Source organism: Achromobacter sp. JD-1 (assembly GCF_038594925.1).
GTDB classification, from domain to species: Bacteria; Pseudomonadota; Gammaproteobacteria; order Burkholderiales; family Burkholderiaceae_B; genus Achromobacter; species Achromobacter spanius_C.
In genome coordinates this window covers 1-18,348 of sequence record NZ_JBCGCS010000018.1, presented here as the reverse complement: position 1 = coordinate 18,348, position 18,348 = coordinate 1, and the positions used below count along the sequence as shown (strand labels likewise).

The window sequence follows — 18,348 nt, the reverse complement described above, 5'->3', positions numbered from 1 at the left end:
AGAGGAAACGAATCATGGCAGAGCGTTGGCCCGAAATGGTCTATCAGAACCTGAAGGAGGCGGGCATCACGCAGATGGCGTATGTGCCGGACGCGGGGCATAGCCAGTTGATCAAGCTGTTCGAGGCGGATCCGGACGTGGAGGCAATTTCCCTGACCACGGAAGAAGAGGGCGTGGCGATGTTGGGTGGCGCCTGGCTGGGCGGCGCCAAGGGCGTCTTGTTATTGCAGTCCAGCGGGGTGGGCAACTGCATCAACATGCTGGCGTTGATTCAGGAATGCCGCATGCCGCTCCTTTGCCTCATCACCATGCGTGGCGAATGGGGCGAGTTCAATCCATGGCAATGCCCCATGGGCCAATCCACCGAGGCCGCGCTGCGCGGCGCCGGCGTATTCGTGCAGCGGGTGGAGCAGGGCGACGATGTGCCCGAAACCGTTCGCGCCGCGAGCCTGTTGGCGTTCAACTCGAACCGGGCGGTGGCTGTCGTGATCTCCCAACGCATTCTTGGCATCAAGAACTTCAACAAGTAGGACGAGGCAAGCGATATGAACGCGAGCGCGACAATGAACCGACGGGCGGCCGTGGCCCGCATACTTGAGCAACGCGGCGATGCCCTGGTGGTGGCCAGCCTGGGCAATCCCACCTACGACACCTCGGCGGCCGGCGACGACGACAGGAATTTCTACGTGTGGGGTGCCATGGGCGGCGCCTGCATGGCGGCCCTGGGCCTGGCGCTGGCGCAGCCGCGACGCCAGGTGCTGGCCTTTGTTGGCGACGGCGAGATGCTGATGGGCATGGGATCGCTGGCGACCATCGGTGTGCGCGCGCCGTCGAACCTGAAGATCATCGTGATCGACAACGAACATTACGGCGAAACCGGCATGCAGCCCGCCCATTCGGGACGCGGCGTGGACATTGCCGGCATTGCCCGCGCGTGCGGCATTGCCGATAGCGTCACGCTGCGCAACGGGCGCGAGCTGGACGAGAGAATTCCCGGCCTGTATCAGCCAGGCTTGCAATGCGTGGTGCTGAAGGTGGCGGCAGCGCCAGAGGCCAGCAGCCTGCCGCCGCGCGACGGTCCCTACCTGCGTTCGCGGTTTCGCGAGGCGGTGCTGGGCAAGGGCAAGGGTGGCCATGCATGATCCTTCAACGATTCATGACAAGGAGCAGACAGTGATGCAAAAAGCGAATTTCATCGATGGCGCGTGGGTGGAGGGCGACGCCACCTTGGCGAACCTGAACCCCGCCGACCCGCAGGACGTGATCGGTCAATACGCCTGCGCCAGCGAGGCGCAGATGCGGCAGGCGGTAGCGGCGGCCCGCGCCGCCGCGCCCGCCTGGGAACGCAGCACGACGCAGTTACGCAGCGACATTCTGTTTCGCGCCGCCAACGAGATCCTGGCGCGCAAGGAGGAACTGGGCGCTCTGGTGTCGCGCGAAGCGGGCAAGACCCAGGCCGAGGGGCAGGGCGAGGTCGTACGCGCCGGGCAGATCTTCCAGTTTTTCGCCGGGGAGGCGGTGCGCTATGGCGGCGAGAACCTGCCGTCCGTGCGCCCGGACATCGGCGTACAGATCAGCCGCCACCCGGTGGGGGTTGTGGCGCTGATCACACCATGGAATTTTCCAATCGCGATTCCCGCCTGGAAGATCGCGCCCGCGCTGGCCTTCGGCAACACGTTGGTGCTCAAGCCGTCCGAGCACACACCGGGCGCGGCTTGGGAACTGTTCAATATTCTTGAACGCGCCGGCTTGCCTGGCGGCGTGGCCAATCTGGTCAACGGCGAAGGGGCGGCGGCCGGACGCGCGCTGCTCGAAGGCGTGGATGCCGTCAGCTTCACGGGCAGCGTCGCCACCGGCCGCAAGATCGCCACGGTGGCATCCGAACACATGATCCGGGTGCAGTTGGAGATGGGGGGCAAGAATCCGCTGGTGGTGCTTGACGATGCCGACCTGGACGTGGCCGTGGAGTGCGCGCTGAACGGCGCCTTCTATTCGGCGGGCCAGCGCTGCACGGCCAGCAGCCGGCTGATCGTCGCGGAGGGCATCCATGACCGTTTCGTCGAGGCGCTGGCCGCGCGGATGCGCAAGCTTGTGGTGGGCGACCCGCGAGACCCCGCCACCCAGATCGGCCCGGTCATCAACGCGCCGCAGTTGGACAAAATTCTGGGCTACATCGAACTCGGGCGTGGCGAAGGCGCGACCTTGGCCGAAGGCGGCAAGCGGGTCGATACGCCTACCGCCGGCCACTTCCTGCGGCCGACCCTGTTCACCGACAGCAACAACGCCATGCGGATCAACCGCGAAGAGATCTTCGGCCCGGTGGCCGCCGTGATCCGCGTGTCCGGCTATGACGAGGCTTTGCAGGTCGCCAACGACACGCCCTTTGGCCTGTCGTCGGGCATCTGCACCACCTCGCACAAGCTGGCGAACCATTTCCGGCTGAATGTGCGCAGCGGCTTGACGATGGTGAACCTTCCCACCGCCGGCCTGGACTACCACGTGCCGTTCGGCGGGGTGAAGGCCTCCAGCTTCGGACCGCGCGAGCAGGGGCGCTACGCAGTCGACTTCTACACGTCCACCAAGACCGCCTACATCGGCTATTGATCCATTAACCGCAGCACGATCCGGCGTCGCAACAGGCGCCGGCAGGAGACAGGCATGGAAAAGATCGGTTTTATCGGCTTGGGACGGATGGGCAAGCCCATGGCGCTGAACCTGCGCCGCGCGGGCTTCCAACTGGTGGTGCTGGACATCAACCAAAAGGCCGTGGATGAGCTGGTGACGGCGGGCGCGACGGCGGGCGCCAACGTGGCGGGCGTAGCGGGGCAGTGCGGCATCATCGTGACGATGCTGCCTTCGTCCAAGGAAGTCGAGCAGGTGGCACTCGGAAGCGACGGGGTTTTCGCCAACGCCGCCCAAGGCAGCCTGCTGCTGGATATGAGCACGATCGACCCGCTGGCAACCGATCGCCTTCAAGAGCAGGCGTTGACGGTCGGGATGACCGTGGTGGACGCGCCAGTGGGGCGCCTGGCCGAGCACGCCGACCGGGGCGAATCGCTGTTCATGGTGGGGGCAAGCGAGGCCGATTTCGTCAGGGTCCGACCGCTGCTCGACGCCATGGGCACCACCACCTACCATTGCGGCCCGGTGGGCTCGGGCGGGCGCACCAAGCTGGTGAACAACTACGTGGCGGTCACGCTGTGCCAGGTGAACGCGGAGGCGCTGGCGCTGTCGCAGCGCTTCGGGCTGGACATCACCAAGACGCTGCAAGTGCTGTACGGCACGTCTGCCTCGAACGGGCAGTTAAGGATGAATTTCCCCAACAAGGTGCTGGTGGGCGACACCGCACCGGGGTTCACCATTGATCTGGCGCACAAGGACATGTCGCTGATCGTGGCCGCCGCGCACGCCGCGAAGGTGCCGATGCCAGTGGCTGCCGCCGTGCACGAGTCCTTCAGCCTGGCGCGGGCTGGCCAGTTCGGCGGCATCGATTTTTCCGGCATTGCCGATGCCATCTGCCATTTCGCCCAGATTGAAAAGCCGCGCGTTCCTAAAGGCTGGACGCCTGACTCATAGATGCCAACCAGGGAAGTGATCCCGCAACCCACGCCTGCGCGGCGCGGGTTGCGTGTTCTTGGGTTCGCGCTTAGATCTTTTACTTTACATAATGCACATTATGCGATTCGTATAAACAACTCAGGCAGCCAGCGCCGCGCCCGATACCAGCCGGCCGCTTTCCATGTACACGATGCGATCGGCTAGCGGGAAATAACGGTCGTCGTGCGAGATGACCAACACCGTCTTGCCGCGATTGCGTAGCTCTGGCAGCAGGTCCCGGTAGAAGACTTCCTTGAACAGCGGGTCTTGATCCGCCGCCCATTCGTCAAACACCACAAAGGGCCGGTCTTCCAGGTAGGTCGCCACCAGCGCCAGGCGCTTGCGCTGCCCCTGCGACAACGCGCTGGTGCTGAAGGCGCCATCGCGCACCTGCACCTTGTGTTGCAGATGCAGCCGCTCAAGCCAGCGGTTGCCGACGTCGTCGACATCGTCGCGGCCGCTTTCCAGCAGGCGGTCAAACAGGTGGAAGTCGGCAAAGATCGCCGAGAAAGCCTGCCGGTAGCGGTCGCGGTTGTGGTCACCAACCGGCTCCCCATCCACCCTCACCTCGCCTGATTCCGGGCGATACAGTCCCACCAGCAGCTTGGCCAGCGTGGTCTTGCCGCTGCCGTTGCCGCCCACCAGGAAGACGATTTCGCCCGGCTCGAACGACAGGTTGATCGGCCCCAACTGAAAGATGTAGTCGCTTTGTTCGTGGTAGTAGCTGTGGGTGACCTCGTGCAGCGAAATGCGGGGCGACGCGGCGGCGGGCGTAAGCTCGCCGGCGGCGGGCTCCGAGGCCACCATGCCGCCTACGATGTCGTGGATACGGCCGGCGGACACCTTCGCCAGGTTGGCGCGCGGAATGTTCAACAGCAAGGCCTCAAGCGGCGCCACCATGTACAGGAACAGCAACGCAAAGCCCGTCATCACGCGTTCCTGGCCGGGCTGGTTGCCGGCCAGCCCGAACAACACCAGCCCGATGAACGCGTAGACCAGGAAATTGCTCCAGCTGGCGGATACGACGAAGATGGACATGCCGCGCGTGCGGGCGCGGCGCACCGCCTCGATCGAATGATGGAGCATGTCCGCCAGGAACGCCGAACGCTTGCCGCGGTTCAGCCGCAGCTCTTTGGCGCCCGCGCTGACCGCGCGAAAGTAGCCAAACAGCTGATCCTGTTCGCGCGCCGCGACCTCCAGATGCTTGATCGCGCGCAAATGCGCCAGGTGATAGCCCAGCGAGCCCAGGCCGACCACCAGCACCGCCACAAGAAACACCTTCCACGACAGAAACGCCATGTACACCAAGCAACCCGCGACCACGACGGCATTGTTCAGAATGGCGGGCAGGCTGACGAAGTACTGGGCCACGTTGGCGCTGTGCTCAGTCAGCGCCGACTGGATGCGGTCGGCGCCCACCCGTTCCAGATGCGCAAAGTCCGCCTGCATCGCGCGGTCCGTGATGTAGCGTCTCAAGTCAGCATGCGTTTGCTGGCTGAGCCGTTCGAACAGCAGCGCCGAGCCCATTCGCGCCAGCATCGCCAGCACGGCCGTCAGCGCAAAGATCCAGGCCAGGCGCGGACGCTCGGTGGCGTCGGCCGTCAGGGCGATGTTGATCTGCATGACCAGCAGCACACTGAAGAGGCCGGCGCACACGCAGGTAAACGATGCAAGCGCCAGGAGTTTTTTGGAGTGCCTGATCAGATGGGTAATCAACCGAATTCCTCGACGTAGATGCCTGCGCTCAACTTATGAAGACGAAGCAGCCTGGCGGATGTTTAGGCGGCGCCATGCCGCGCTGCATGCAGGGCTAAATTTTTGTCGAGCCGGTTCGTCTGTATGGGATGGACTGCGCCCTCACCCTGCCCGCTGCCACACCGCCCTCGCGCCTGGACCGTGATCGCTGTGCGCGGGCACGCTCCGGGGGAATTCAACAATGATCCCGGTGCTGGCGCCCCTGTTTCCCGGCGACTGGGCGGCGCATGGCGATGGGGTGGCGCTGGCGGGCGAGAACGCTTGCGGACAGCCCACGGTGGCGCAACTGCTTGAAGACGCCGAAGCCCTGCCTCTCATCCTGGCCCGGCAGGCGCGGCATTTCGGTGCGGCGGCGCTGGCCCCGGTCGCCTCGGTATGGACGCTGACGTATTTCTGGCGCCTGCTGCCGCCCGTTGCCGCAGCGGCCAGCGTGCTGCAGCGCGTCTTGCCCACGGCGGCGCGCCAGGTCAAGCCGCAATTTGATGGCGACGGCGCGGTGTTGCGCCTGTTGATTCCGCATGACGGCCAGGCGCAGCCAGGCCGTGACACTCACGCACGCTATGCGCCTTTGCTGCATGAACACCTGGAACCGCTGGCGACGCGGCTGGCGCAATGCGCGCGGCTGTCCCCGAAGATCACCTGGGGAAACGTGGCGCGCTATCTGGACCTGACGTTGTCGCAGTTAATGCAGGCGATGCCGGGCAACTCCCAACTGGCGCAAGACCGCGCCTTGCTGCTCGACGCGCCCCTGTGGCGTGGCGAACCCAACCCGATGTACCGCGCCCCGCGCGAGGTGCTGCGCGACACGCCACAAGGCCCGCGCGCGCGCGCCCTGCTTCGCCGCTGCTGCCTGTACTACATGCTGCCCGGCCACGGGTATTGCGATCTTTGCCCGCTGTCCGCACCCAATCGGCCCACCCGCGAGACGCGCGGCGCCTAGCGCCCCTTCCTCGCCATATCCGCCCCGGCCACCGGGAATTTTGCAGTTGGGACTAAACAGCACCGATTCTCATTCGTCTAGAAATAAGAGCATGGACCGCAAGGCAAGCGCCTGCGGCCAATCATTCCGACGAAGGTTCGTGCCGATGACTCAAAACCATGAACGCGCCGCGGCAATCGCCCGGTGGAATCTCAGCGCGGACGCGCAACCGCCGCGTCTTGAATGGCTGGGCCCGTGCGCAGGCGATCCTGACGCGAACGAACTGATGGCTGCCATCGAATCGGCGTTCTCCCAACTGCCCTTCGCCACGCACCTGACCCTGCGCGCTCCGCTGCCGCAAGCCCGCGCCCTGCAAGAGGCCGGCCTGCTGGTGCCGGACGCGCACGGCACGCAGACGGTGCAGGCCAGCATGTTCTGGCAGCTTGCCGCGTCGTGGCTGCCGCGAGGCGCAGCGCCCGCGTATCCGCTGGACTATGTGATGACGGGCGAACGCCGTCACCCTCGCCGTCCCCCGAAGCCGACGGGTGTGGTTTACCGCCGGGCCATCCCCTGGCTGTCAGCCACCTTGTCGTTTCGGGTGGCGACGGAAGAATTGGACGCGGTGCGCCTGAACCGCTGGATGAACGACCCCGTCGTCGCCGAGTTCTGGCAAGAGGAAGGCGACCTGGACAAGCACCGCGCTTATCTGCGCAAGCAGGCCGACGACCCGCACACGCTCGCGCTCATCGGCTGCCTGGACAACGTGCCGTTCGGCTATTTCGAAACCTATTGGGCGCGCGAAGACCGTATTGCCCCCTTCTGCAACGCGGCAGACTTCGACCGTGGCTGGCATGTGCTGATCGGCGAAGCCTCCTGCCGCGGCCCTGCCTTCGTGCCCGCCTGGCTGCCTTCGATTTCGCACTACCTGCTGCTGGACGATGTGCGCACCCAACGCCTGGTCATCGAACCGCGCGCCGACAACGTCAAGATGATCCGCAATCTGGCCCGCAGCGGCTACGCGCTGGAAAAGGAATTCGACTTTCCGCACAAGCGCGCCATGCTGGGCACGTTGTCGCGTGAACGATTCTTCGGCGAACGGTTCTGGCTGCCACGCGCGCCCGACGGCAGCAAGCTGGCGCACCCCGAGGCGCATGACGCACGCCGCGTCCCCGCCCAATCCCTGACGCAGTGAAGGTGTCCATGCAAGTACACGATCTGATCGGCATTGGCTTCGGCCCGTCCAACATCGCCCTGGCCATCGCCCTGGAAGAACGCTATGGCGGCGATTCGGGCCTGTTGCCGCTGTTCCTTGAGAAACAGCCGTGCTTTGCCTGGCATCCGCACATGATGCTGGACGGCACGCACATGCAGATCTCGTTCTTGAAGGACCTGGTCACGCTGCGCAACCCGGCTAGCCCGTTCACGTTCCTGAATTACCTGCACAGCCAGGGCCGCTTACAGCAGTTCATCAACCTGAAGACGTTCTTCCCCAGCCGGCACGAATTCAACGACTATCTGGCGTGGGCGGCCGGTCATTTCTCGGACCGCTGCGCCTATGGCGAAGACGTGTTCGACGTGGCGCCCGAAACCGTCGGCGACACGGTGCCGCTGCTACGGGTGCGCTCACGCGACGCTCAAGGCCGGGTCCGCGAACGCCTGGCGCGCAACCTGGTCGTGAGCGTGGGCGGCAAGGCCCACATTCCCGAACCGTTCCTGGCCTGGCGCGACGAGCCACGCATTTTTCACACCAGCTCGTATCTTTCGGCCATCGGCAAGATCGCGCATCCGCGCCGGATCGCAGTGCTGGGCGCGGGCCAGAGCGCCGCTGAAATCTTCATGAACCTGCACGAGCACCCGGATCGGCCCCAGGTCGATCTGCTGATGCGCGGGCGGGCGCTGCGCCCGTCCGACGACAGCCCTTACATGAACGAGATCTTCAACGCCGAGCACACCGACTACATCTACAGCCGGCCGCCCGCCGAACGCGCGGGGTTGCTGTCAGAGGCTTGGCATACGAACTATTCGGCGCCGGACGTCGAGTTGATCGAACGCATCTACAACGTGTTCTACCAACAACAGGTGACCCGCCAGGCGCGCCATCAGTTGCGCCGCCGTTGCCAGGTCGATGCCGTGGAAGTCGTGGACGGCGTGGATGGCGACGGGCAAAGCGTTGCGCTGACCTTGTTCGACCGCGATACGCACCGCAGCGAAGTCGTCAGGTATGACGCGGTGATTTTGGCGACAGGCTACGTCCGCGACCACCATAAACAGCTGCTGGCCCCGCTGGCTCCCTACCTGGAAGACCACGCCATCGATCGCCACTACCGCTTGCGCGCCGACGCCCGGTTAAAGCCCGCCATCTATGTGCAAGGCGGCAGCGAAACCACGCACGGCATCAGCGACAGTCTGCTGTCCATCCTGGCCATCCGTTCGCAGGAAATCGGCAATGCCTTGCGCGCGGGCAGCCCGGGCGACGCAGTGGAAAGGCCGCAACGGGAACGTCGCGCCGCGCTGGCGGGCTGACCCGGCTTCGTCTTGCCCATTCACCGGTTCACGCCCGTTGCGCGCGGACCTTTTTGAAGGCGTATCACCATGGCTTACTTCCCCACCGCCGCGCAGGCGGATCAGGATCTGGCGCGTCAGCACGATGCGCTTGCGGCCCCCTACACGCTCGCGGGAAACACGTTGCTGCAATACCAGGAGCAGCGTGAGTCCGATGCGCGCAGCTATCCCCGGCGCATCCCGCTGGCGCTCAAGCGGGCCAAGGGAATTTACGTCGAAGACATTGAAGGCCGCGTGTTCATTGATTGCCTGGCCGGCGCCGGTTCACTGGCGCTGGGGCATAACCACCCAGCGGTAACCGAAGCCATCGGCGCGGCCCTGAACGCGGACCTGCCGTTGTTGACGCTGGACCTGACCACGCCCGTGAAAGACCGCTTCATGCGGGACTTGTTCGACCTGCTGCCCGCGAACTTCTCGCGCAACGCCAAGATCCAGTTCTGCGGTCCGACGGGCGCCGACGCGATCGAAGCGGCCCTCAAGCTGGTCAAGACCGCAACCGGCCGCGCGGACATTCTTGCGTTCCAGGGTGCGTATCACGGCATGACGCAAGGCGCGCTGCAATTGATGGGCAACGTGCGGCCCAAGCGGTCGCTGCGGTCGCCGCTGGCCGGCGTGCAATTCCTGCCCTACGCCTACCAGTACCGCTGCCCCTTCGGGCTGCGGGGCGGCGCCGGCGTGCAAGCCGGGCTGCGGTACATCAGCACCGTTCTGAACGATCCGGAAGGCGGTGTGCCCCCTGCGGCCGGCATGATCCTGGAAGCCGTCCAGGGCGAAGGCGGCGTCATCCCGGCGCCGCTGGAATGGCTGCAAGGCCTGCGTGAGCTGACGCGTGCAGCCGACGTGCCCATGATCCTGGACGAGGTCCAGTCCGGCTTCGGCCGCACCGGCCGCATGTTCGCCTTCGAACACGCCGACATCGAGCCGGACGTGGTGGTGCTGTCCAAGGCCATCGGCGGCGGGCTGCCGATGGCGGTGGTGGTCTACCGCGACAGCCTGGATCAGTGGGAAAGCGGCACGCACGCCGGCACCTTCCGCGGCAACCAACTGGCGATGGCGGCCGGGTCCGCCACCATGCACGTGCTGCGCTCGGAAGGCCTGGCCGACCATGCCCACGCCATGGGCGAACGGCTGACCGGCCTGCTTCTGCAATTGCAGCGCGACCACCCCGAACTGGGGGATGTGCGCGGCCGTGGCCTGATGCTGGGCGTGGAACTGGTGGAGCCTTCGCTTCCCGCCGGCATGCCCCAACCCGCCGCGCCGGGATTGGCCAGCGCCGTGCAGGCCGAGTGCCTGCGCCGCGGCCTGATTATCGAACTGGGCGGCCGCCACGGCAGCGTCGTCCGCTTCCTGCCGCCGCTGATCATCACCGCGCGCCAGATCGATCGCGTCTTCGATATTTTTTCCGCTTCCCTCAGGGCCGCGCTGCATGCCCAAGGGGAAGCGATCTTTCGCACCAACCGCAGTCAAACCTAAAACAACGGGCTCCTCGTCGTGCCCGACATTGCACAGAAGACCATGAAAACACCTCGCATCACACCGCGCGCGCGCGCGCTCCGCCAACTGCGCTATCCCCTGCTGCTGGGGCTGGCCATCGGCGCGCCGGCCCAGGCGCAACAGGCTTCCGACAGCACCACGCCCACCCTCCCCGCCATCAACGTCCGCGCTGACGCGCTGGACGCTGCCACCGGCCCGGTGAACGGGTATGTGGCAAGAGAAACACTGACGGGCAGCAAGACGCCGACCGCGCTGCGGGAGATTCCGCAGTCCGTCTCGGTGGTGGGCGCACAAGAGATGCTGGACCGTGGCGTGCAGACGGTGTCGCAAGCAATTCAATATGTGCCCGGCGTACAGATCAGCAACTTCGGCGGCGCCGAGGTTCGCAATGACTGGATCGTGCTGCGCGGCTTTGACGCCAAGATCACGGGCGATTTCCGCGACGGCCTCAGCCAAATACCGTACGACCAGATCCGCGCGCGCACCGATCCGTACGCGCTGGAACGCGTGGAGGTCATCCGTGGCCCGTCGTCCGTGCTGTACGGCCAGATCGCCCCGGGCGGATTGGTCAACCGTGTCACCAAGCGCCCCACCGCTGAGTCTTTTGGTGAAGTCGTCCTGCAGGGCGGCAACTTCGACCGGCGCCAGGCCGCGGTCGACTTCGGCGGGCCGATCGATGAGGAAGGCAAGTACCTGTACCGCCTGACCGGGATCCTTCGCAACGGCGGTACGCAGGTCAAGTACGACAGCGATCATCGCTACCCCGACGACCTGGGCTACATCGCGCCGGCGTTCACGTGGCGGCCAAATTCCGACACCAGCTTCACGCTGCTGACAAGCTACCAGCATGACCAGACGGATGGAGAATCCCGCCCGGTCTACCCGACGCACGTACCCGTGGGCGACTACGGCTTCAACAAGTACGACCGCAAGCAATACGCCATCGGCTACCTGCTTGAACACCGTGTCAACAACGCGCTGACGCTTCGCCAGAATGCCCGCTACCAGCACGGCAAGCTGGACCAGCGCGACCTCTACAACCTGCGCCTGCTGGCCGACGGCCACACCATCAGCCGCTATGCCCTGGTGTCCAAGGAAAGCATGGATGGCGTCGTCATCGACACCCAGGCTGAATACAAATTCAACCTGGGTCGTGTCTCGCACACGGTGCTGGCGGGCCTGGACTACAAGTTCCAGGACGGTCAGCAATGGTATCGCCAGGGCCTTGCGCCGAATCTGGATCTGGACAACCCGGTCTACGACCAGGACATCCCCTACCCGTCCGCCGCCAACACCATCATCGACCAGAAGGATGTGAACCGGCAGTTGGGCGTGTACCTGCAGGACCAGATCAGGGTTGACAAGGTCGTGGTAACGCTGGGCGCGCGCCAGGATTGGGCGCGCAGCTCCAGCAACAACCGGCTGACCGACAACACCGTGCGCCAGCAGGACACCGCCTTCACCGGGCGCATGGGGCTGGCCTACCTGTTCGATTCGGGCATCACGCCCTACGTGAGCTATTCCACGTCGTTCCTGCCGCAAAGCGGCGTCAGCATGGACAGCACGCCGTTCAAGCCCACCAAGGGCGAGCAGTACGAGTTCGGCATCAAGTACCAGCCGCCGGGCTCGAACAGCCTGGTCGCGCTGTCGGTGTTTGACCTGACGCAACGCAATGCGCTCACGCCCGACCCGCGCAACACGAACTTCAGCGTGCAGACGGGCGAGATCGAGTCGCGTGGCATCGAATTGGAAGGCAAGGCCAATCTGATGCGCGGGCTGGACGTGGTGGCGTCGTATACCTTGAATGACGTGAAGGTGAACAAGAGCAACAACCCGGCCGAAGTGGGCAACACGCCCATCGTCACGCCGCGCCACATGGCCTCTGCCTGGGTCAACTACACGCTGCCCGACACCGTGCTGCAAGGGCTGGGCATGGGAGTCGGCGTGCGCTACCTGGGCAAGACCTACGCCGATGTCGCCAACACCATCGAGAACGGCTCGTCGTTCATGGTCGATGCCGGCCTGCACTACCAACTGCGCAACTGGCGCTTCGCCGTTGACGCGACGAACCTGTTCAACAAGGAAACGGTGGTCTGCCGCAACAACACGGTGAACTGCCGCTACGGCCTGGAACGCACGGTGATCGCCTCGGTGGCGTACCGCTGGTGATGATGGGCGCGCCACATCCCGAGCTGGCCGCCTTTCTGGACCTGGTGGCGGCGGCCGGCAACCCGCCCATGCACGAGGTCGGCATCGCGCAGGCGCGCGCGGACTATGACGCGGCCACGCCAATGCTGGACGCGCCGGGCGACCCGCGTGTCTTGGCGCAAGACTTCGCGGTGCCTGCCCGGGACGGCGCACGCCTGCCCGCGCGCCTGTACCGGCCCGGCGCGGCGGGCGGCTCCGACTTGCCGCTTCTGCTGTTCTTGCATGGCGGCGGTTATTGCCTGGGTGGCCTGGAATCCCACGATTCCCTGTGCCGCGATCTGGCGGCGCTGACGCCCTGCGCGGTGCTGGCGCTGGATTACCGGCGCGCGCCAGAGCACCGCTTTCCGACCGCCTACCTGGACGCGCTGGATGCCTGGACGTGGCTGCTGGGGCCTGACGCGCCGCTAGGCTGGCGGCCCGGCCGCCTTGCCGTGGGCGGAGACAGCGTCGGCGGCTCGCTCGCCGCCGCCTTGAGTCTGCATGCGCGCGACGCCGGTGGCGTGGCGCCGCTGTTGCAGCTGCTGTTGTATCCGTGCACCAGCGCCAGCAACGACTTCCCGTCCAAACAGCGCTATGCCACCGGCCATCTGCTTGAGGCCGCGACCTTGGACTGGATGTTCGCCAACGCCCTGAGCCGCCCCGAAGATGCAGACGATTGGCGCTTTGCGCCGCTGGCGCACCCCGACCTGCGCGGTGTGGCGCCCGCCCATATTGCGTTGGCCGAATGCGACCTGCTGGTCGACGAGGGGACGGCGTACGCGCGCAGGCTGCAACAGGCGGGCGTTGCGACGCGCCTGGATATCTATCCGGGCATGGTGCATGACTTCGCACGGCTGGGGAACATCGTCGAACAAACGGCCGTCCTGCGCGCTGATCTGGCCCGCGCGCTGGCTGCCGCCTTCAAGCAGGCTGCCGACGGCGCCTGATCGCGCGAAACGTTCCGGCGTTCTGGATACGCCATCCCCAAAGGGGTCACGGCCGCGACAACGGCCGTGACCCCTTTCTTCATACAGCGATTGCCATGTCCAGCGCCGACAGATGGGCCAACATCTGATCCAGCATGCGCGCATCGCGGATGATGCCGTAGTGGTCGGTGTCGATGTCCTGGCTATCGAGCGCCGGTTGGCCCAACTGCGCGGCCAGTGTCTGCCGCTGCACGACGTCGCGTGCCGGCGTCCACCAGCAGCGCGCCGGCGCCCGCACCGCGTCCACCGTCGCCGTCTGCAACGACAAGGCTTGCAATGCGCGCGCCACCAGGAAGATGCGCGCCAGCTCGGCCGCGCCCATGCCCGCATAGCCTTGCAAGGAGTCCGCCGTGGCCAGATATTGCTCAAGACGCGCCTGGACGGCCGCCAACGAGATCGGCTCGTCGGGATGACCGGCGGCAGGCGCTACGGCGCTCTCGGGCGACACCTGCGCGCCGGGCGCGACCACCGCCGTAAAGTGGCGCAGGTCGTCGCGCCAATCCCGCAGCGCGTCCGTGCCGATACCCGGCACATAAGGATCGATCAGCCCCACATACGCCACCTGTTGCCCCTGCGCTTCCAGGCGCGCGGCGACCAGCGCGGCCAGCGTGCCGCCCAGGGACCAGCCGGCCAGATGATACGGCCCCTGGTCCTGCAATGCCTGGATCTGCGCGCAGTAATCGTCTGCCATGCGTTCCAGCGACACATCGCGATGCGCCGGATCGTGCAGCATGCGGCACGGCAGCCCATAGACCGGCCGCACGCCGTTCAGGCGCCGGGCCAACGGTTGATAGTCGAACAAGGTTCCCATGCCGGCATGGACGCAGAACAATGGCGCGCCCGCGCCCTGCCCGCCATTCAGCGGTGTGGGCAGGGACAGCGTCGCCGGTTCGGCGGTATGCAAGCGCAGCAGTTGGCCAATGCTGGGCCGCTGCATCAGGTCGCGTAGCGTGAAGCTCAGCTCGGGATGGCGCAACGCCCGCACCCGCGCCAGCACCTTCAGGCTAAGCAGGGAATCGCCGCCCAGCTCGAAGAAGTTGTCGGTCTGGCCCACCCGGTCCACGCCAAGCACGTCCTGCCAGATGCTCGCCAGCACGCGCGCCGGCTCGGTCGAGGGCGCGACGAAGTCGCGTTGCATGCCCGCCTGTGGCGCGGGCAAGGCGGCGCGGTCCAGTTTGCCGCTGATCAGGCGCGGCAAGGCGGTCAGCACGCTGAACGACGCCGGCACCATGTAGTCGGGCAGTTGCGCGGCCAACTGGCTACGCAGCTCGGCCGCGAGGCCTGCGCCCTTGCCCGCCGCCGGCACAACATAGGCCGCCAACTTTTTGCCGCCCGCGTCTTCGTGCACCAGCACCGCGGCCTCCGCCACGCTGTCCAACGCCAGGATGCGCGCTTCGATTTCGCCCAGCTCGATCCGGAATCCGCGGATTTTCACCTGATGATCGCCGCGTCCCGCGTATTCGATATTGCCATCGCCCATCCAGCGCACGATGTCGCCGCTGCGGTACATGCGCGTGCCGGGTTCGCCAAACGGGTTCGCCACATAGCGATCCGCCGTCAGCCCTGGCCGGCCCAGATAGCCCCGCGCCACGCCGTAACCGCCGATGTAAAGCTCGCCAAGGTGGCCGACAGGCACTTGTTGCAGATCGCCATCCAGCACGTAGACGGCGCGCGCACCCACTGGTTTGCCGATCGGCGCATAGGCGCAGTCGAAACTTGCGTTGGCGGGCGTCTTCCAGATCAAGGGCGTCACCACGGTTTCTGTGGGGCCATAGCCATTGATCAGCCAGTTGGGCCGCAGATTCAGCCGCACGCGCTCGTAGGCGGCGCGAGGCATGGCTTCGCCGCCGAACACGTACAAATCGACCGGCGGCGCATCGCCTTGCACGGCCGCCCATTCCGCCATCTGGTTCAGATATGCCGGCGGAAAGGCGGCATGACTTGTCTGGTGCCGCCGCAGCGCGTCCAGCGCCTGCTCTGCCGTCCACAAGTCAGGGCCACGCACCGCCAGTTCGGCGCCCGTGGTCAACGCGGTCAACCAGCGTTCATGCGCGCCATCGAACGAGAACGACATGAACAGAAGCTCGTGCGAATCGGGCGTCAGGCCGTAGATGCGCGCCGTCGCCCGGCAATGCATGGCTAGCGGGCCGTGCGTGACGGCTACGCCCTTGGGCTTGCCCGTTGACCCCGATGTGTAGATGACGTACGCCATGTTGTCGGGCGACAGCGCCACGTGGGGGGCGAGCGGCGGTTCGTCCGCCACGGCGGCCGCCTCGTAGGCCAGCGTCTGTACGCCCGCGCGGCGCGGCAGATGGCCAGGGGGCTCGGCGCCGGTGATCACCAGCGACATGCCGCTGTCATCGATCACATAGGCCAGCCGTTCGGCCGGATGCTGCAGGTCCAACGGCACATACGCGCCGCCTGCCTTGAGCACGGCCAGGAAGGCCACCACGGTATCCAGTGACCGCGGCATCGCCACGCCCACCCGCGACTCGGGCCGCACGCCAAGGCGGACCAGGCGCTGGGCCAGACGGTTGGCGCGCAGGTCCAATTCCGCATAGCGCATGCGCGCCTCGCCCAGCGCCAGCGCGCATGCCTGCCCACGGGCCAGCGCATGTGCGCCTATCTGCTCATGCACAAAGCCGTGCCGGCCCGCCGCGATAACGGGTTGATCCGGGTCCACGGACCACTGGTCCAAGGCCGTTTGCCGTGCGGCGTCCAACCAGGTCAGCTCGCCCACCGGGCGCGATGGCGCCGCCTGCATTTGCGCCAGCACATGTTCCAGTTGTGCGCGTAGACCCTCCGCCATCGCATCGCCAAGCGCGGCGCGCGCGTAGCAATACTCGATCTCCAATTCCTGATTCGCCACAACCTGCAAGTCCATGACGTAACCCGTCAGCCCAGACCCCGCCACCGGGCCGAAGCGCAGGCCATAGCGTTCATTGCGCTTGAGGGTCTCGTCGACCGGGTAGTTCTCGAACACCACGATGCTGTCGAACAAGGGGCGGCCCGACGACCCCGCCCAGCGCTGGATATCCGACAGTGCGGCATGCTCCTGTTCGCGCAGGCGCAGATTGGTCCGCTGCAAGGCCTGTAGATACGCGGACACCGTTTGCGCGGGGTTCCGGCTGACGGGCACGGGCAGCGTGTTGATGAAGAGGCCCAGAATGTCCTCGACGCCCGCCAGCGTGGCGGGACGGCCGGCAACGGTTGCGCCGAACACCACCGTGTCCTGCTGCGTGTAGCGTTGCAAAACGATGCCCCACGCTGCCTGGATGACGGTGTTCAGCGTGACGCGCTGCGCTTGCGCCAAGGCGCGCAACGCCTGCGTGGCGCAGGCGTCCAGGCGGGTGTAGATCTTTGCGTACGGGGTTGTCGCGGGGCCGTCTCCGGTCTCGACGCGCACATCGGGCGCGACGATACTTTCCGCCGCCCGTGCCAGCAGCGTCGGGCCGTCAAGCGCGGCCAACTCGGTTTTCCAGAAGTGCTCGCTAACAGGGCGGTCTTGCTCGCCAAGCCAACGGGCATAGTCGCCATAGCCGGGGCCCGCCGCCGGCAGCGACTCGCCGCCGTAGGTCCGCAGCCATTCACCGATCAAGCGCGACGCGCTCCATCCGTCCAGCAGCAGATGGTGATAGGTCCATATCAGCTGATAGCCGTCAGGCCCCAGCCGGATCAATACCACCCGCGCCAAGCGCGCTTGCGCAAAGTCCATCTGGCGCGCCAGTTCAGCGGCCGCATAGGCGTCGGCATCACCGGCGGCCAGTGGGTCGCGCCAATCTTCACGGATGATGTCGGGGTGCGCCGCTTTCAGCACCGCCTGCAAGGGGCGCTTCATGCCCGCGCGCCACAGGAATGCCGTGCGCAGCACCGGGTGGCGCGCCACCATGGCCCGCCACGCATCGGCCAACCGATCACCGTCCACTCCGTCGATACGCACGCTCAACTGGTTCACATAGAGCCCCGTGCCTGGCGCCTCCAGCGTATGGAACAGCATCCCTTCCTGCGTGGGCGACAGCGGGTACACGTCTTCGACGTCGGCGGCATCCCAGCCCAGCTCGGCAATCGGCGGCGCATCTGGGTAGTCGGCCAGTGACTGCGCTGTCCGGTGACGCACCGCGTTGTGCGGCAAAACGTCCTGCATCTGCGCAGCTACGGCGGCCAGATCGGCCACGGTCTGCCGCTCGAACACCTGGCGCGGCGTGATCTGCCACCCTGCCTGGCGCAAGCGCGCCACGATTTGCAGGCTGAGTATCGAGTCGCCGCCCAGTTCAAAGAAGTTGTCGTGACGGCCCACCCGCGGCGCGCCCAGTACTTGCGACCAGATGGCGGCAAGGGCAGTTTCGACCGCGCCCTCGGGCGCTTCGTAGCCGTGGCTGGCGGCGAACTCTGCCTTGGGCAAGGCCTTGTGATCCAGCTTGCCGTTGGCGTTGACCGGCAGAGCATCCAATGTGACGAAGGCTGCGGGCACCATGTAATCGGGCAATGCTGCCGACAATGCGCTTCGCAGCGCGGCGGTATCCACTGCCGCCGGTGCGACATACGCGACCAACCGCGCGCCCGATGGACCGTCCTGCGCCAGCACCGCCGCTTGTTCCACATCCGGCTGTGACAAGAGAGCGGCCTCGATCTCACCCAATTCAATCCGCAAGCCACGGATCTTCACCTGATGATCCAGGCGGCCCAGATACTCCAGGTGCCCCTCCCCCATCCAGCGCACCAAGTCGCCCGTGCGATACAGCCTGCCGCCCTGCCCGTCCGGGTCGGCGATGAAGCGGTCGGCGGTCAGGCCCGGGCGGTTCAGATACCCGCGCGCCAAGCCCACCCCTCCCAGATACAGCTCACCCG

12 protein-coding genes are annotated in these 18,348 nt (G+C 66.1%); 10 read left to right on the top strand and 2 right to left on the bottom strand.

Features of this window, described 5'->3' with window-relative positions; translation table 11 throughout:
• Positions 1–14 precede the first annotated feature (14 nt).
• The 4 genes from WBR68_RS23350 to WBR68_RS23335 are packed head-to-tail and all read left to right on the top strand — an operon-like array spanning position 15 to position 3,576.
• Positions 15–530 (top strand): thiamine pyrophosphate-binding protein, encoded by a 516-nt coding sequence (locus tag WBR68_RS23350; protein WP_230695387.1) that lies wholly within the window; start codon positions 15–17, stop codon positions 528–530.
• 33 nt (positions 531–563) lie between these two features.
• Entirely contained in the window at positions 564–1,142 is a 579-nt protein-coding gene (locus WBR68_RS23345; protein WP_230695386.1) for a thiamine pyrophosphate-dependent enzyme, read from the top strand.
• Between the two features lie 34 nt (positions 1,143–1,176).
• Positions 1,177–2,604, top strand: a complete 1,428-nt coding sequence (locus WBR68_RS23340; protein WP_230695385.1) for an aldehyde dehydrogenase family protein — start codon at positions 1,177–1,179, stop codon at positions 2,602–2,604.
• A 3-nt stretch (positions 2,605–2,607) separates the two neighbouring features.
• Positions 2,608–3,576, top strand: a complete 969-nt coding sequence (locus WBR68_RS23335; protein ID WP_342490518.1) for an NAD(P)-dependent oxidoreductase — start codon at positions 2,608–2,610, stop codon at positions 3,574–3,576.
• 120 nt (positions 3,577–3,696) lie between these two features.
• Here WBR68_RS23335 and WBR68_RS23330 read toward each other — a convergent pair whose 3' ends face one another.
• Positions 3,697–5,313, bottom strand: a complete 1,617-nt coding sequence (locus tag WBR68_RS23330; RefSeq protein WP_050444817.1) for a cyclic peptide export ABC transporter — start codon at positions 5,311–5,313, stop codon at positions 3,697–3,699.
• Between the two features lie 220 nt (positions 5,314–5,533).
• Here WBR68_RS23330 and fhuF point away from each other — a divergent pair, with 220 nt between their 5' ends.
• The 6 genes from fhuF (at position 5,534) to WBR68_RS23300 (ending at position 13,461) form a co-directional block, all read left to right on the top strand.
• Positions 5,534–6,292 (top strand): siderophore-iron reductase FhuF, encoded by a 759-nt coding sequence (gene fhuF, locus WBR68_RS23325; RefSeq protein WP_050444818.1) that lies wholly within the window; start codon positions 5,534–5,536, stop codon positions 6,290–6,292.
• A 145-nt stretch (positions 6,293–6,437) separates the two neighbouring features.
• Entirely contained in the window at positions 6,438–7,463 is a 1,026-nt protein-coding gene (locus tag WBR68_RS23320; protein ID WP_050444819.1) for a GNAT family N-acetyltransferase, read from the top strand.
• 8 nt (positions 7,464–7,471) lie between these two features.
• A complete protein-coding gene (locus WBR68_RS23315; protein ID WP_050444995.1) occupies positions 7,472–8,794 on the top strand; it encodes a lysine N(6)-hydroxylase/L-ornithine N(5)-oxygenase family protein in 1,323 nt (440 codons plus the stop codon).
• A 69-nt stretch (positions 8,795–8,863) separates the two neighbouring features.
• Positions 8,864–10,306 carry a diaminobutyrate--2-oxoglutarate transaminase gene (locus WBR68_RS23310; protein WP_230695383.1) on the top strand — a complete coding sequence of 481 codons (1,443 nt, stop codon included), beginning with the start codon at positions 8,864–8,866 and terminating at the stop codon, positions 10,304–10,306.
• A 42-nt stretch (positions 10,307–10,348) separates the two neighbouring features.
• On the top strand, positions 10,349–12,496 hold the full coding sequence (locus WBR68_RS23305) for a TonB-dependent siderophore receptor (protein ID WP_230695382.1): 2,148 nt from the start codon (positions 10,349–10,351) through the stop codon (positions 12,494–12,496).
• A gap of 2 nt (positions 12,497–12,498) precedes the next feature.
• Positions 12,499–13,461, top strand: coding sequence for an alpha/beta hydrolase (locus WBR68_RS23300; RefSeq protein WP_370641276.1), 963 nt, complete (start codon positions 12,499–12,501; stop codon positions 13,459–13,461).
• Positions 13,462–13,540: 79 nt separating this feature from the next.
• Here WBR68_RS23300 and WBR68_RS23295 read toward each other — a convergent pair.
• On the bottom strand, positions 13,541–18,348 hold a 4,808-nt coding region (locus WBR68_RS23295), incomplete at its 5' end, for a non-ribosomal peptide synthetase (RefSeq protein WP_230695380.1).

Excerpts from the sequence above, each read along its gene's own strand:
- WBR68_RS23350 (WP_230695387.1), top strand. The coding sequence starts at position 15 with ATGGCAGAGCGTTGGCCCGAAATGGTCTATCAGAACCTGAAGGAGGCG.
- WBR68_RS23345 (WP_230695386.1), top strand. The coding sequence starts at position 564 with ATGAACCGACGGGCGGCCGTGGCCCGCATACTTGAGCAACGCGGCGAT.
- WBR68_RS23340 (WP_230695385.1), top strand. The coding sequence starts at position 1,177 with ATGCAAAAAGCGAATTTCATCGATGGCGCGTGGGTGGAGGGCGACGCC.
- fhuF (WP_050444818.1), top strand. The coding sequence starts at position 5,534 with ATGATCCCGGTGCTGGCGCCCCTGTTTCCCGGCGACTGGGCGGCGCAT.
- WBR68_RS23320 (WP_050444819.1), top strand. The coding sequence starts at position 6,438 with ATGACTCAAAACCATGAACGCGCCGCGGCAATCGCCCGGTGGAATCTC.
- WBR68_RS23315 (WP_050444995.1), top strand. The coding sequence starts at position 7,472 with ATGCAAGTACACGATCTGATCGGCATTGGCTTCGGCCCGTCCAACATC.
- WBR68_RS23310 (WP_230695383.1), top strand. The coding sequence starts at position 8,864 with ATGGCTTACTTCCCCACCGCCGCGCAGGCGGATCAGGATCTGGCGCGT.
- WBR68_RS23305 (WP_230695382.1), top strand. The coding sequence starts at position 10,349 with ATGAAAACACCTCGCATCACACCGCGCGCGCGCGCGCTCCGCCAACTG.
- WBR68_RS23300 (WP_370641276.1), top strand. The coding sequence starts at position 12,499 with ATGGGCGCGCCACATCCCGAGCTGGCCGCCTTTCTGGACCTGGTGGCG.